Origin of the sequence: Massilia sp. IC2-278, from assembly GCF_020708045.1 — a bacterium.
In the GTDB taxonomy this organism is placed as follows: domain Bacteria; phylum Pseudomonadota; class Gammaproteobacteria; order Burkholderiales; family Burkholderiaceae_D; genus Telluria.
Genome location: NZ_JAJFES010000004.1, coordinates 374,092 through 386,879 on the forward strand (window position 1 = coordinate 374,092; position 12,788 = coordinate 386,879).

Genomic DNA, 12,788 nt, shown 5'->3' on the forward strand with positions numbered 1-12,788 from the left:
AGAGTCGGAATCAACGGTTTCAATATATCCGCCTGAGACCGCCGACAATGCTTGCTCTTACAATTGCTTACCTCTCTTACGGATGCTCTTGATCCTAATAATTACCGAGCTGGGAATGGGCGATTTGAGAAGCCTCAAGCATTGTGAGGGGCTGTGGCACGATTGAGTTATCACAAACGCAATAGATAGGCGGCGCGGACAATGTGCTCTCCAAGAAGGGAGAGACACCATGAAACTCAGCTTCAAACCGATCAGGTCGCGACTGTACAAGGCGTGGCTGCGTTCACGTCTCGATCATTATTCGCGCAATTTGCACGCCATCGAGGTGCAGCGGGCCAATGATTTTCATGCGGAGCGGATGTTGCACCGGGCGGTGTCGGCGACGAAGGCGAAGTTGCAGTCGTTGTGAGGTGTTTCGAATGATCGAATGTGGTACCGCGTGGACAGGAGTCCACCCTACAAAACCGGTTTTCGTAGGGTGGGCCGGGCCGCGCAAGGCTCTTGAGTTTTGTAGGGTAGGTTCTTGAGCCCACCGGTGCGGAGTGTCCCGTTACGGAACGCAAAAGCGGCCACCAGGCACAAGAGCCGCCCTGCTCTATCCCATCAAAACCCCGCCGGCAGCCCCGCATCCCGCTCGCGCATCACGCCGCCATTCACCACGGCCTGGCAAGGATTGAACCCGATCGAATACGCCAGCTCCGACGGCCGCGCGATATCCCACAGCGCAAAGTCGGCCCGCTTGCCGACTTCCAGCGTCCCGATGCGGTCGTGCATGCCCAACGCGCGCGCCGCGTGCACGGTCGCGCCCTGCAAGGCTTCACGCGGCGTCAGGCGCCACATGGTGCAGGCCATGTTCATCGCCAGCAGAAGCGAACTCATCGGTGAGGTGCCCGGATTGCAGTCGGTCGCCACCGCCAGCGGCACGCCGGCCGCGCGCAGTTCGGCGATGGGCGGCATGCGCGTCTCGCGCAGGAAGTACCAGGCGCCCGGCAGCAGCACCGCCACCGTGCCGGCCGCGGCCATGGCGGCAATCCCGGCCGGGGTCAAGTGCTCCAGGTGATCCGCGGACAGCCCGCGGTAGCGCGCCACCAGTTCCGCGCCGCGCTGCTCGGACAGTTGTTCCGCATGCAGCTTGACCGGTAGATTCAGGCGTTTGGCGGCATTGAACACGCGCTCGGTCTGGTCGTAGGTAAAGCCGATGTGTTCGCAGAAGGCGTCGACCGCGTCGACCAGCCCTTCCTTGGCCAGCAGCGGCAGCATGCGTTCGGTGACTTCGGCGATGTAGTCGTCGGCGCGGTCGGCGAACTCGGGCGGCAGCGCGTGCGCGCCCAAAAACGTGGTCCGCACGCACACCGGCAAAATTTCGCCCAGGCGCCGCGCGGCGCGCAGCAAATTCGCTTCGCCCGTCATGTTCAGGCCGTAGCCGGACTTGATCTCGAGCGTGGTCACGCCCTCGGCCAGCAGCTGCGAGACACGCGGCGCGCTGACGCGGATCAGGTCCTCGACGCTGGCGGCGCGGGTGGCGCGCACGGTGGACATGATGCCGCCGCCATTCCTGGCGATGTCTTCGTAGCTGGCGCCCTCCAGGCGCGCTTCCCATTCGTCGGCGCGGTTGCCGGCATGGACGATGTGGGTGTGGCAGTCGATCAGGCCAGGCGTGAGCCAGGCGCCGTCGCAGTCGTGGATGACGGCCGCGCGCGGGGCGTCGCGGCGTGCGCCGACCCAGGCGATGCGCCCGTGGTGCACGGCGATCGCGCCATCCATGATCTCGCCATAGCCACCGACCATGGTGGCCAAATTCACGTTCGCAAATACCGCATCGACCCGCGGATTGCTGCGTTCACTCATCTTCGTCCTCGTTGTAATAGAAAATGTCGACGATGAAGATCGTCGCCTGCGTGGTTTCGAGCGACCACACGGTACCGGGGTCGAACATCACCGCGTCATAGCGTACCAGCCCGATGCGTTCGGCGTCGCTGGCGATCTCCAGGCTCTCGCCCTCGGCCAGGAACAGCACCGTCAAGTCGGCGCGCGCCACGAACGTCGATTTACCGGACAGGCGGCGCCGGCCGAACTGGTGGTAGCAGCAATCGCTGCGCGTCATCACATTGAAGTCGGTGGTCGGCCCGCGATTCAGTTTGGCGACGACCTGCGATTCGCCGTCGAATGCCAGCACCGGGCCGGATTCGCACAGGATCACGCGCTCGGAACCGTCGATGTCGAGCGTCATGCCGTGGCCGTCGACCAGCGCCAGCGTGCGGTCGACGCCGGGGAAGCTGGAGAACGGGCCGTCCTCGGCGATGGTCGCCAGGCTCACGCGCCACTCGAAGTTCTCGAGATTGGCCTCGGGCGGGCCGACCGCGATGGTGGTCGTGCTGCCGCCGCCGTTTTTCCAGGGCACCGCCGACAGGCCGGCAAAGGGAATCAGGATGTTCATGCTCTTACCTCGCGCAACTGGTTGATCGCCTGCCGGTAGCGGCGCGCGATGGTGTCCTGGGCCATGTGGCGCCCGCCCTGCACCACCCAGCGCCCGCCGGACAGCACGTCGCGCACCAGGTTGTCGTTGCCGCAAAAGACCAGGCGGCCCATCACGTCGGCCTCGAGCGCGCCTTCCAGGTTCGGATGCGCGCTGTCGAGCACCAGCAGGTCGGCGCGCCGGCCCGCTTCCAAGGCGCCCACGGCACGCCCGGCCGCCTGTGCGCCACCGGCCAGCGCATCCTGCCACAAGTTGAGCGCAACGTCGCGCCGCGTTGAACTCGCGACAACGTTGCGGCGCAGATGAGCCAGGCGCTGGCCATACTCGAGCCAGCGCAATTCCTCGACCGGGCTCTGCGACACATGGCTGTCGCTGCCGATGCCCCAGCGTCCGCCCAGCGCCAGGTAATCCCCGAGCGGGAACAGGCCGTCGCCCAGGTTGGCCTCGGTGGTCGGGCAGATGCCCGCCACCGCGCCGCTGCCCGCCAGCGCCCTCACCTCTTCCTCGTTCAGGTGGGTGGCATGCACCAGGCACCACCGTTCGTCGATGCCGATGTTCTCCAGCAGGTACTCGACCGGCCGCCAGCCACTGAACGCCAGGCTCTGCTCGACTTCGCCCTGCTGCTCGGCGATGTGGATGTGCAGTGGGCGCTCCTTCGGCAGCGCCGCTGCCAGTTCGCGGATCTGCTCGATGCCGGCCGCGCGCAGCGAATGCGGCGCGGCGCCGACTTCCAGCTGGCCCGAGCGCAACGGAGACAGCGCCTCGACGATGCGCAGCACGGTGTCGACGTCGGTGCGGAAGCGCCTTTGCTCCGGCTTCAGGGGCTGCTCGCCGAAGCCGCTGTGGCTGTACAGCACCGGCAGCAGGGTCAGGCCGATGCCGGACTGCTGGCCGGCCGCAGCGATGCGTTCGGCCATCTCGGCCGGCCGCGCATACATGTCCCCGTTTGGATCGCGCTGGATATAGTGGAACTCGCACAGCGAGGTGTAGCCGTGGCGCAGGCATTCCGAGAACAGCTGGGCGGCGATGGCCTCGGCCTGCTCGGGCGTGATGTTGGCGGCGAAGCGGTACATCAATTCGCGCCAGGTCCAGAAGCTGTCCGGGCCATCGCCGGCGTGCTCGGTCAGCCCGCCGAGCGCGCGCTGGAAGGCGTGCGAATGCAAGTTGGCCATGCCCGGGACCACGTAGTCGGCGCGCGGCACGCCGATCGGCGGACGCGCATCGGCCTGCACCCGCGTGAGGGCGCCGCGTGCATCCCACTCGATGAGCACGTCGCCGCGCCAGCCTTCCGGCAGCAGCGCGTGGCGCGCGAACAGGGCGTTCATTTCTGCACCCAGGCCAGCGCGGCTTCCATCATCTCGGCCAGCAAGGGCTGGACCTCGGCCGCGACTTCAGGGCGATACTCGAAAGGCGGCGCCTCGTTCATATACAGGCACTGGCACATCTCGAGCTGGATCGCGTGCACGCCCTCATTCGGCTGGCCATAGAAGCGCGTGATGTGGCCGCCCTTGAAGCGGCCATTCACGGCGATGCTGAAGCGGTCCTGGGCGCGGGCCACGCCGACCACGGCCTGCTCCAGTCCCAGATCGCAGGATTTTCCTTCCGCTGTACCGAAGTTCAGGTCCGGCAGGCGGCCTTCGAAGAAGCGCGGCACGACGGAGGCGATCGAGTGCGCATCCCAGAGTACTACCTTGCCGTGCAGCGCCAGCAGGCGCGCCAGTTCCGCGCGCAACTGGTTATGGTACGGACGCCAGTAGCGGTCGAGGCGGCGCTGGACTTCGGCGGCGTCCGGCACCTTGCCTTCCTGGTACAAGCTTTCGCGGCCGAAGGTGTCGACCGGGCACAGGCCGGTGGTGTCCAGGCCCGGGTACAGATTCGTGTTTTCCGGCGGCCGGTTCAGGTCGATGGCGTAACGCGACCAGCGCGCGGCCAGGGTCGAGATGCCGAGGCGGTCGGCCGCCTCGTAGAGCTCGGCCAGGTGCCAGTCGGTGTCGGCCGTCGCCAGTGCGCAGGGCGCCATCGTGGCGGCGACTTCGTCGGGAATGTCGGTGCCCACGTGGGGCATCGACAGCAGCATCGGCGCAGTACCTGCCTTGAACCGGAAATCCATCACCTCTCCTCTAGCGGTTGAATTAGGGATGCAGAACTGCGAACAGCTCCTTGCATGATGCGGACAGCGCGCCTTCGACCACCATGCGGCGCGCGGCCTCGATGTCGGGTGCGAAGAAGCGGTCGGCATCGTAGGGCGCCACCTGCGCGCGCAACTGGGCATGCACGTGCTCCAGGTGCCTTGATGTCGCCAGCGGGCGGTGGAACTCGATGCCCTGCCCGGCCGCCAGCAGCTCGATACCGACAATCACAGCCGTATTGTGCGCCATCTGGTCCAATCGGCGCGCCGCGAAGGTGGCCATGCTGACATGGTCTTCCTGGTTGGCCGAGGTCGGCAAGCTGTCGACACTGGCAGGATGGGCCAGCGACTTGTTCTCCGACGCCAGGGCGGCGGCCGTCACGTGGGCGATCATGAAGCCCGAGTTCAGGCCCGGCTCGCGCACCAGGAAGGCCGGCAGGCCGGACAAATTCGCATCGATCAGCAGCGCGATGCGGCGCTCGGCCAGGGCGCCGACTTCGGCAATCGCCAGGGCCAGGGTGTCGGCGGCAAAGGCAACCGGCTCGGCATGGAAGTTACCGCCCGAGACGATCGCGCCATCGTCCGGAAACAGCAAGGGATTGTCGGTGACGGCATTCGCCTCGATCAGCAGGGTGCGGCCGGCGTTCGCTACCAGGTCCATCACCGCGCCCATGACTTGCGGCTGGCAGCGCAGGCTGTAGGGGTCTTGCACGCGCTCGTCGCCCACCAGGTGCGAGGCGCGGATGGCGCTGCCGGCCATCAGCTCGCGGTAGATGGCGGCGGCGGCGATCTGGCCGGGCTGGCCGCGCACCGCGTGGATGCGTGCGTCGAACGGCGCATCGCTGCCGCGCGCCGCGTCCACCGACAGCGCGCCGGTGACCATCGCCGCTTCCACCAGGCGCTCGGCCATGAACAGGCCGTGCAGCGCCAGCGCGGTCGATACCTGGGTGCCGTTGATCAGGGCCAGGCCCTCTTTTGCGGCCAGGGCCACCGGTTCGATGCCGGCAGCGCGCAGGGCCTCGGCGGCGTCGACGATCTCGCCCTTCACGCGCACCGGGCCGACGCCGAGGATGGCCAGGGTCATGTGCGCCAGCGGCGCCAGGTCGCCCGAGGCGCCGACCGAACCCTGCGACGGAATCGCCGGCATGATGCCCGCGTTGTAGAGCGCGATCAGGGTGTCGATGATCAGCGGACGCACGCCGGAATAGCCGCGCGCCAGGCTGCCGATCTTGGTCAGCAGGATCAGGCGGACGATGTTGTCCGCAATGAGTGCGCCGGTACCGACCGCGTGCGACAGGATCAGGTTGCGCTGCAGCTGCGCCAGCTGGTCGTTCGGGATATGGGCCTTGGCCAGGATGCCGAAGCCGGTATTGATGCCGTAGGCCGGGTCGCCCTTGGCGACGATGTCGTCAACCAGTGCGGCCGACGCCGCAATCGGTGCGGCGGCGTTGGCCGACAGCGCGATCGTGAAATGATCGGCCCAGACGGCGCGCAAATCGGCCAGCGTGAGGGCGCCGGGTTCCAGGGTCCAACCTTGGTTTTCGTGTTTCATGTTCAGATTACCTTACTTGATCATCGGGAGATTCAGGCCCTGGCGCTTGGCTGTCTCGATGGCGGATTCATAGCCGGCATCGGCGTGGCGCATCACGCCCGAGCCGCTGTCGTTCACCAGCACGCGCGCCAGGCGTTTCGCCGCAGCCTCGGTGCCGTCGGCAACGATCACCACGCCCGAGTGCTGCGAGTAGCCCATGCCCACGCCGCCGCCATGGTGCAGCGAGACCCAGGTGGCGCCGCCGGCCGTGTTCAGCATCGCGTTCAGCAGCGGCCAGTCGGACACGGCGTCGGTCCCGTCGCGCATGCTCTCGGTTTCGCGGTTCGGGCTGGCGACCGAGCCGGTGTCGAGGTGGTCGCGGCCGATGACGATCGGCGCCTTCAGTTCGCCCGTGCGCACCATCTCGTTGAACGCCAGGCCGGCCAGGTGGCGCTCGCCCAGGCCCAGCCAGCAGATGCGCGCCGGCAGACCCTGGAAGGCGATGCGCTCGCGCGCCATGTCGAGCCAGCGGTGTACCTGCGCATGGTGCGGGAACAGCTCCTTGATCTTGGCGTCGGTTTTATAGATGTCTTCCGGGTCGCCGGACAGCGCCACCCAGCGGAAGGGACCGCGCCCTTCGCAGAACTGCGGGCGGATATAGGCCGGTACGAAGCCGGGGAAATCGAAGGCGTTCGTCAAGCCGTCGTCGAATGCCACCTGGCGGATGTTGTTGCCGTAGTCGACCGCGTAGGAACCCAGTTCCTTGAAGTCGAGGATGGCCCGCACGTGCCTGGCACAGGACGCGGCAGCAGCCGCTTTCAGGCGCGCGTGCTGCGATGGATCGCGCTGCGCCGCCTTCCACTCCTCGACCGTCCAGCCGCTCGGCAGGTAGCCGTTGATCAGGTCGTGGGCCGAGGTCTGGTCGGTCACGAGGTCCGGCACCAGACCGCCCTCTTTCGCACGCCGCACCAGTTCCGGCAGCACGTCGGCAGCGTTGCCGAGCAGGCCGATGGAGACGGCTTCGCGCTTGTCGGTATGTTCCTTGATGAGGGCAATGGCCTCGTCGATGTCCTTGGCCTGCTTGTCGAGGTAGCGGGTGCGCAGGCGGAAGTCGATGCTGGTCTGCTGGCATTCGACGGTCAGCGAGACGGCGCCGGCGAAGGTGGCCGCCAGCGGTTGCGCGCCGCCCATGCCGCCCAGGCCGGCGGTGAGGATCCAGCGCCCGCCCCAGTCGCCGTTGAAATGCTGGCGGCCGGCTTCGGCAAAGGTTTCGTAGGTGCCCTGCACGATGCCCTGGGTGCCGATGTAGATCCAGCTGCCGGCCGTCATCTGGCCATACATGAACAGGCCCTTGCGGTCGAGCTCGTTGAAATGCTCCCAGTTGGCCCACTTCGGCACCAGGTTTGAATTGGCCAGCAGCACGCGCGGGGCGTTTTCGTGGGTCTGGAACACACCGACTGGTTTGCCGGACTGGATGAGCAGGGTCTGGTCGTCTTCCAGCTCGCGCAGGGAGGCGAGGATCTGGTCGTAGCACTCCCAGTTGCGCGCGGCGCGGCCGATACCGCCGTAGACCACCAGGCGCTGCGGGTCCTCGGCCACCTCGGCGTCGAGGTTGTTCTGCAGCATGCGGTAAGCGGCTTCGGTGAGCCAGCTCTTGCAGTTCAGCTCGGTGCCATGCGGGGCGCGGATGGTGCGCGTGGGGTCGAAGCGCGGATCGGTATCGGACGGGGGCGAGGCTTGGGTCATGGCAGCTCCTGGGTTGAGGATATGCTCAGAGTCTAGGTTGTCTATACAACAGCGTCAATCCGTTTAATTTATATTTCCTGGAACAGTGACCGTACGGTGGGCACTCCGTGCCCACGCGGTTACGTGCTGATCCGTAGTCCGCTGCTTCAAAAACATCGCTCGATACGTATGCGATAAACGTCACGCCAACAATATGCCGTTTGAAACGCCAACAATGATCATCGTTCCGCGTGGGCACGGAGTGCCCACCGTACGGTCCCGGCCACCGAGTCCCGCCCGGCCGCCGAGTCCCGTCCTGTACCGTTATTTTTGGTACACCTGCTTCCCACCCACCCAGGTCTGCAGCACGCCGGTCTTGTAGATATCGTAGGTCGGCATCTTGAACAAATCCTGGTCCACTACGATGAAGTCGGCCCACTTGCCCGGCTCCAGCGAGCCTAAGCTGTTTTCCGCGTGCCCCGCATAGGCTGCGTCAAGCGTGAAGCAGCGGAAGGCTTCCTTCAGCGACATCGCCTGGTTCGGATACCAACCGGCAATTGGCTGGCCCGACGCATCCTGGCGCGTCACCGCGGCGTGGATGCCGAAGAAGGGATTCGGCGATTCCACCGGGAAGTCCGACCCGCAGGCGATGCGCGAACCCTGGTGCAGGAAGCTGCGCCACGCATACGCACCCTTGATGCGCTCATGTCCGACGCGGGTCTCGGCCATGTTCTTGTCCGAAGTGGCATGGGTCGGCTGCATCGACGGAATGATGCCGAGCGTCTTGAAGCGCACGATGTCGGCTTGCGTCACGACCTGGGCGTGCTCGATGCGGTGGCGCTGGGCCGCGCTCTTGGTCGCCGCCAGTTCCTTCTGGTAGATGTCGAGGATCTGGTGGTTGCCGGCGTCGCCGATGGCGTGCACGTTCACCTGGTAGCCGCGCGCCATCGCCTTTTTCATCATGGCATCCATCTGCGCGGTTTTGTAGAACAGCAGGCCGTGCGAATGCGGCTCATCGCTGTAGGGCTTGATGAGCGCGGCGCCGCGGCTGCCCAGGGCGCCGTCGGAATACAGCTTCACCGCACGCAGCGCGTACATGTCGTTGCCGTAGGTTTTCAGCGGGCCATTCTTGGCCAGTGCGTCGAAGTCGCCTTCGGTGCCGCCGATCATGCCGTAGATGCGCGCGGTCAGTTTTCCTTGGTCGGCATAAGCGCGATACAAACGGTCTTCCGCCACGCCCAGGCCGGCATCGTGGGTGCTGGTCACGCCTACCTTCGCCAGCGCGCCGAGCGCACGATCCAGCACGACGCGGCCTTCGGCCTCGGTCTGCGGCGGCAGCACTTTCACGACCAGTTCCTGTGCCGCGTCGACCAGCACGCCGGTGGCTTTACCGTTCGCATCGCGCACGATCTTGCCGCCGGCCGGGTCCGGGGTCTTATCCGTGATGCCGGCCGCCGCCAGCGCACGGCTGTTGGCCCAGCCGGCGTGGCCGTCGACGCGCTCGAACCAGACCGGGCGGTCGCTCACGACCGTGTCCACATCCGCGGCGGTCGGGAAGCGGCCCAGCTTCCAGTTTTCCTGGTTCCAGCCGCGCCCGCGCAGCCAGCCCTGGCCGGCGTTTGCGCGGCTGTAGTCGCCGATGGCCTTCAGCGCGCCTTCCAGCGAGGTGGTTTGCGAGAGGTCGAGCTGGGTCAGCATCTGGCCCAGGCCGAACACGTGGCCGTGGGCGTCGATCAGGCCCGGCAGCAGGGTCTTGCCGCCCATGTCGACGCGGCGCGCGCCCGGCGCCTTGGCGCTGACGTCGGCGGCGCTGCCGACGGCCAGGATCTTGCCCTGGGCATCGAATGCGAGCGCCGAGAACTGCACCAGTTCACCCTTGCTGTCGAGCGTGTATCCGTTGGCGTTCTCGATCACTGTCTGCGCCTGTACCGACATGGCGGCGACTGCGGCAAACACGAACATGGAACACTGCTTCAGGGTGGGGCGCATGGATTCTCCGTTTTATTTAATAAATGCAAAACATGAGTGTAGCGAAGTCCCTGCCGCTTTGACACTGCCGTCAGCCGCCATCCGCCACTATTTCGTTATCATTCGCTAAACCGACTCGATCCCTCCCGCCGACATGCCTTTCAAACGCCTCGCCCTCAGCCTTTCCCTGATATGTACATGCATCCACGGCGTGCACGCCGCCGACTGGGACGCACCGCAGGACCCCTTCCCGATCTACGGCGGCAGTTACTATGTCGGCCCCCAGGGCGTGGCCTCGGTGCTGATCACCTCGTCCAAGGGGCACATCCTGATCGACGGCGGCACGCCGAAGTCGGCGGCCACCATCATCGAGCACATACGCAGGCTCGGCTTCAAGCCGGAAGAGATCAAGTACATCCTGGTGTCGCACGAGCACTTCGACCATGCCGGCGGCCTGGCCCAGCTGCAGCGCGTGAGCGGCGCCACGGTACTGACCAGCGCCGCCGCCAAGCCCGTGCTGGAAAGCGGCAAGCCGAACCGGGGCGACCCGCAGTTCGGCGCGCTGCCCGACATCGAACCGGTGGAAAACGTGCAGGCGGTGCGCGACGGCGACGTCGTGACCGTCGGGCCGCTGGCGGTGAAAGCCAACTACACCCCGGGCCACACCCAGGGCGGCATCACCTGGACCTGGACGGCGATCGAGCCGGCCGGCGCCATGAACATGGTGTACGCCGACAGCCTGAACGCCTTTGGCCTGAACGGTTTCCGCTACAGCGGCAATCCGCACTATCCGACTGCGAAAGCCGACATCGAGCGCTCGATCGCGCGCGTGGCCGCCCTGCCCTGCGACATCCTGGTGTCGGCCCACCCGGAAGCCAGCGGCCTGTTCGAGCGCCATGCGCGCCAGGCCAACGAAGGCAGCACCGCCTTCATCGACCGCGAGGCCTGCCGCCGCTATGCCGACGCTGGCCGCCAGCGCCTGGAGAAAACGCTGACGCAGGAAGCGGCAGCGCGCAAATAAGCAGCAACAACTAAGCGTCATTCTTTTCCCTGTCGATCAGCGCCCGCTTGCGCGCGATGCCCCAGCGGTAGCCCGACAAGCCGCCATCGTTGCGCACCACCCGGTGGCAGGGAATCGCCACCGCCACCGGATTGGCCGCGCAGGCGCCGGCCACCGCGCGCACCGCATTCGGCGACCCGATACGCTCTGCCAGCTCGGTATAACTCACCGTCACCCCGGCCGGAATCGCGCGCAAGGCCTCCCACACGCGCTGCTGGAAGGCGGTGCCGCGCACATCCAGCGGCAAGTCCAGGCCCAGGCGCGGCGCTTCCACGAAACCCACCACCAGCGCCACCGTGCGCTCGAAACCGGCATCGGCGCCGACCAGCCGCGCCTTCGGAAAGCGGTCCTGCAGGTCGTGCACCAGGGCCTCGGGATCGTCGCCCATCAGGATCGCGCAGATGCCACGGCCGGTGCTGGCGACCAGGATCGCGCCGAGCGAACAGGCGGCCACCGCGAAGCGGATCTCCTCGCCCGCGCCGCCGCTGCGAAAGCGCGCCGGCGCCATGCCCAGCATCGCATCGGCCCCCGCATAAAAGCGCGAGCTCGATTGGAAGCCGGCCGCATACAGGGCATCGGTCACCGGGGCACCCTGCGCCAGCCCTGCGCGCACGCGCGCTGCCCGCACCGCACCGGCATAGGCTTTCGGCGTCACCCCGGCCTGCGCCTTGAACACGCGGTGGAAGTGGAAGCGGCTCATGCCGGCGCTGCCTGCGAGCGCGTCCAGGCTGGGTTCTTCCTCGCTCGCTTCGATCAGGCGGCAGGCGGCGGCCACCAGCTGCGCCTGGCGCTCGGCCAGCGGCGGCAGGTCGGGCCGGCAGCGCAGGCAGGGCCGGAAGCCCGCGCTTTCCGCTTCCGCGCAACTGGCGTGGAAGGCGACGTTCTCGCGCCGCGCCGGCCGTGCGCCGCAGGAAGGCCGGCAATACACGCCGGTGGTGCGCACCGAGTAATAGAAGGCACCGTCGGCGGCGCGCTCGCGGCGCTGCACGGCGTCCCAGCGCGCTGCGTCGCTGGCGTAATCGTAGAGAATGGTATCGGTCTTCATGGCGGCTCCTGGCGGGATTATTCGCCCTATCGTGGCACCTGCTCCACACGCGCGCACTCCAGCTCTTGCTTTCGAATTGCGATGCTAGAATCGCGGCTGTCTGCAGCCATCATTATCGCCCCACCGGAGAGCAGTTTGAACGAACAGAGCGCGCAAGCGAGTACCCCTATCTTCCAGCGTATCAAGGATTACCTTGTCGGCGAGATCGCGTCCGGCCGCTGGAAAGAAGGCGACCTCGTGCCCTCGGAGCAGGCGCTGGTGCGCCAGTTCGGGGTCTCGCGCATGACGGTCAACCGCGCCGTGCGCGAACTCACCGCCGAGCAGGTGCTGACCCGGCGCCAGGGCTCGGGCACCTACGTGGCGCCGCAAAAATACCAGGCCACCCTGGTCGAGATCCGGAATATCGCCGACGAAGTGCGCGCGCGCGGCCACCGCCACCGCAGCAGCCTGCATCTCCTGGCGTCGGCCCCTGCGAGCGAGGCACTGGCGCTGCAATTCGGCCTGGCGCCGGACGCGCCCCTGTACCACTCGCTGATCGTCCACTTCGAGAACGAGGTGCCGATCCAGCTCGAAGACCGCTGGGTGAACCCGGCCTGCGCGCCGGACTACCTGGCCCAGGACTTCAATGCCATCACGCCCAACGAGCACCTGATGGCGGTGGCCCCGCTGCAGGGCGCTACCTGGGCCATCGAATCGCTGGGCGCGCCGCGCGACGTGGCCGAGCTGCTGGCCATCGAGGCGAAAAGCCCGTGCCTGGTGCTCAAGCGCAAGACCACCTCGGGCGGGCGCGTGGCGTCCAGCGTCACGATGTGGCATCCCGGAAATTTGTACCAGTTCACGGGCAGCGTGGGCTGA

General features: G+C 66.8%; 11 protein-coding genes. 3 read left to right on the forward strand and 8 right to left on the reverse strand.

The genetic code is table 11. The features are described 5' to 3' along the window. Nucleotides 1-229: 229 nt before the first annotated feature. Nucleotides 230-409 (forward strand): hypothetical protein, encoded by a 180-nt coding sequence (locus LK540_RS11595; RefSeq protein WP_229437442.1) that lies wholly within the window; start codon nucleotides 230-232, stop codon nucleotides 407-409. Between the two features lie 194 nt (nucleotides 410-603). Here the strand turns inward: LK540_RS11595 and hutI are convergent, their stop codons facing one another. From hutI to LK540_RS11630, 7 genes are all read right to left on the reverse strand, one after another. Continuing rightward, entirely contained in the window at nucleotides 604-1,848 is a 1,245-nt protein-coding gene (gene hutI / locus LK540_RS11600; RefSeq protein WP_229437443.1) for an imidazolonepropionase, read from the reverse strand. Further along, on the reverse strand, nucleotides 1,841-2,437 hold the full coding sequence (locus LK540_RS11605) for a HutD family protein (RefSeq protein WP_229437444.1): 597 nt from the start codon (nucleotides 2,435-2,437) through the stop codon (nucleotides 1,841-1,843). Before LK540_RS11605 ends, hutI begins: the two co-directional genes overlap by 8 nt. Then, nucleotides 2,434-3,801: a formimidoylglutamate deiminase gene (locus tag LK540_RS11610; RefSeq protein ID WP_229437445.1), complete on the reverse strand. Its 1,368-nt coding sequence runs from the start codon at nucleotides 3,799-3,801 to the stop codon at nucleotides 2,434-2,436. The genes LK540_RS11605 and LK540_RS11610 overlap by 4 nt, the downstream gene beginning before the upstream one ends. Further along, complete coding sequence (gene hutG, locus LK540_RS11615; RefSeq protein WP_229437446.1) at nucleotides 3,798-4,586, reverse strand: N-formylglutamate deformylase; 789 nt, start codon at nucleotides 4,584-4,586, stop codon at nucleotides 3,798-3,800. Before hutG ends, LK540_RS11610 begins: the two co-directional genes overlap by 4 nt. Before the next feature lie 22 nt (nucleotides 4,587-4,608). Further along, entirely contained in the window at nucleotides 4,609-6,156 is a 1,548-nt protein-coding gene (gene hutH, locus LK540_RS11620) for a histidine ammonia-lyase (protein WP_229437447.1), read from the reverse strand. Between the two features lie 12 nt (nucleotides 6,157-6,168). Beyond that, nucleotides 6,169-7,881 (reverse strand): urocanate hydratase, encoded by a 1,713-nt coding sequence (gene hutU, locus LK540_RS11625; protein ID WP_229437448.1) that lies wholly within the window; start codon nucleotides 7,879-7,881, stop codon nucleotides 6,169-6,171. Nucleotides 7,882-8,184: 303 nt separating this feature from the next. Further along, nucleotides 8,185-9,849, reverse strand: a complete 1,665-nt coding sequence (locus LK540_RS11630; protein ID WP_229437449.1) for an amidohydrolase — start codon at nucleotides 9,847-9,849, stop codon at nucleotides 8,185-8,187. A 133-nt stretch (nucleotides 9,850-9,982) separates the two neighbouring features. On the opposite strand from LK540_RS11630, the gene bla reads away from it, so the two are divergent. After that, nucleotides 9,983-10,849 carry a subclass B3 metallo-beta-lactamase gene (gene bla, locus LK540_RS11635; RefSeq protein ID WP_229437450.1) on the forward strand — a complete coding sequence of 289 codons (867 nt, stop codon included), beginning with the start codon at nucleotides 9,983-9,985 and terminating at the stop codon, nucleotides 10,847-10,849. A gap of 10 nt (nucleotides 10,850-10,859) precedes the next feature. Here bla and ada read toward each other — a convergent pair whose 3' ends face one another. Beyond that, a complete protein-coding gene (ada, locus tag LK540_RS11640) occupies nucleotides 10,860-11,933 on the reverse strand; it encodes a bifunctional DNA-binding transcriptional regulator/O6-methylguanine-DNA methyltransferase Ada (protein WP_229437451.1) in 1,074 nt (357 codons plus the stop codon). A gap of 135 nt (nucleotides 11,934-12,068) precedes the next feature. On the opposite strand from ada, the gene hutC reads away from it, so the two are divergent. Beyond that, complete coding sequence (gene hutC / locus LK540_RS11645; RefSeq protein ID WP_229437452.1) at nucleotides 12,069-12,788, forward strand: histidine utilization repressor; 720 nt, start codon at nucleotides 12,069-12,071, stop codon at nucleotides 12,786-12,788.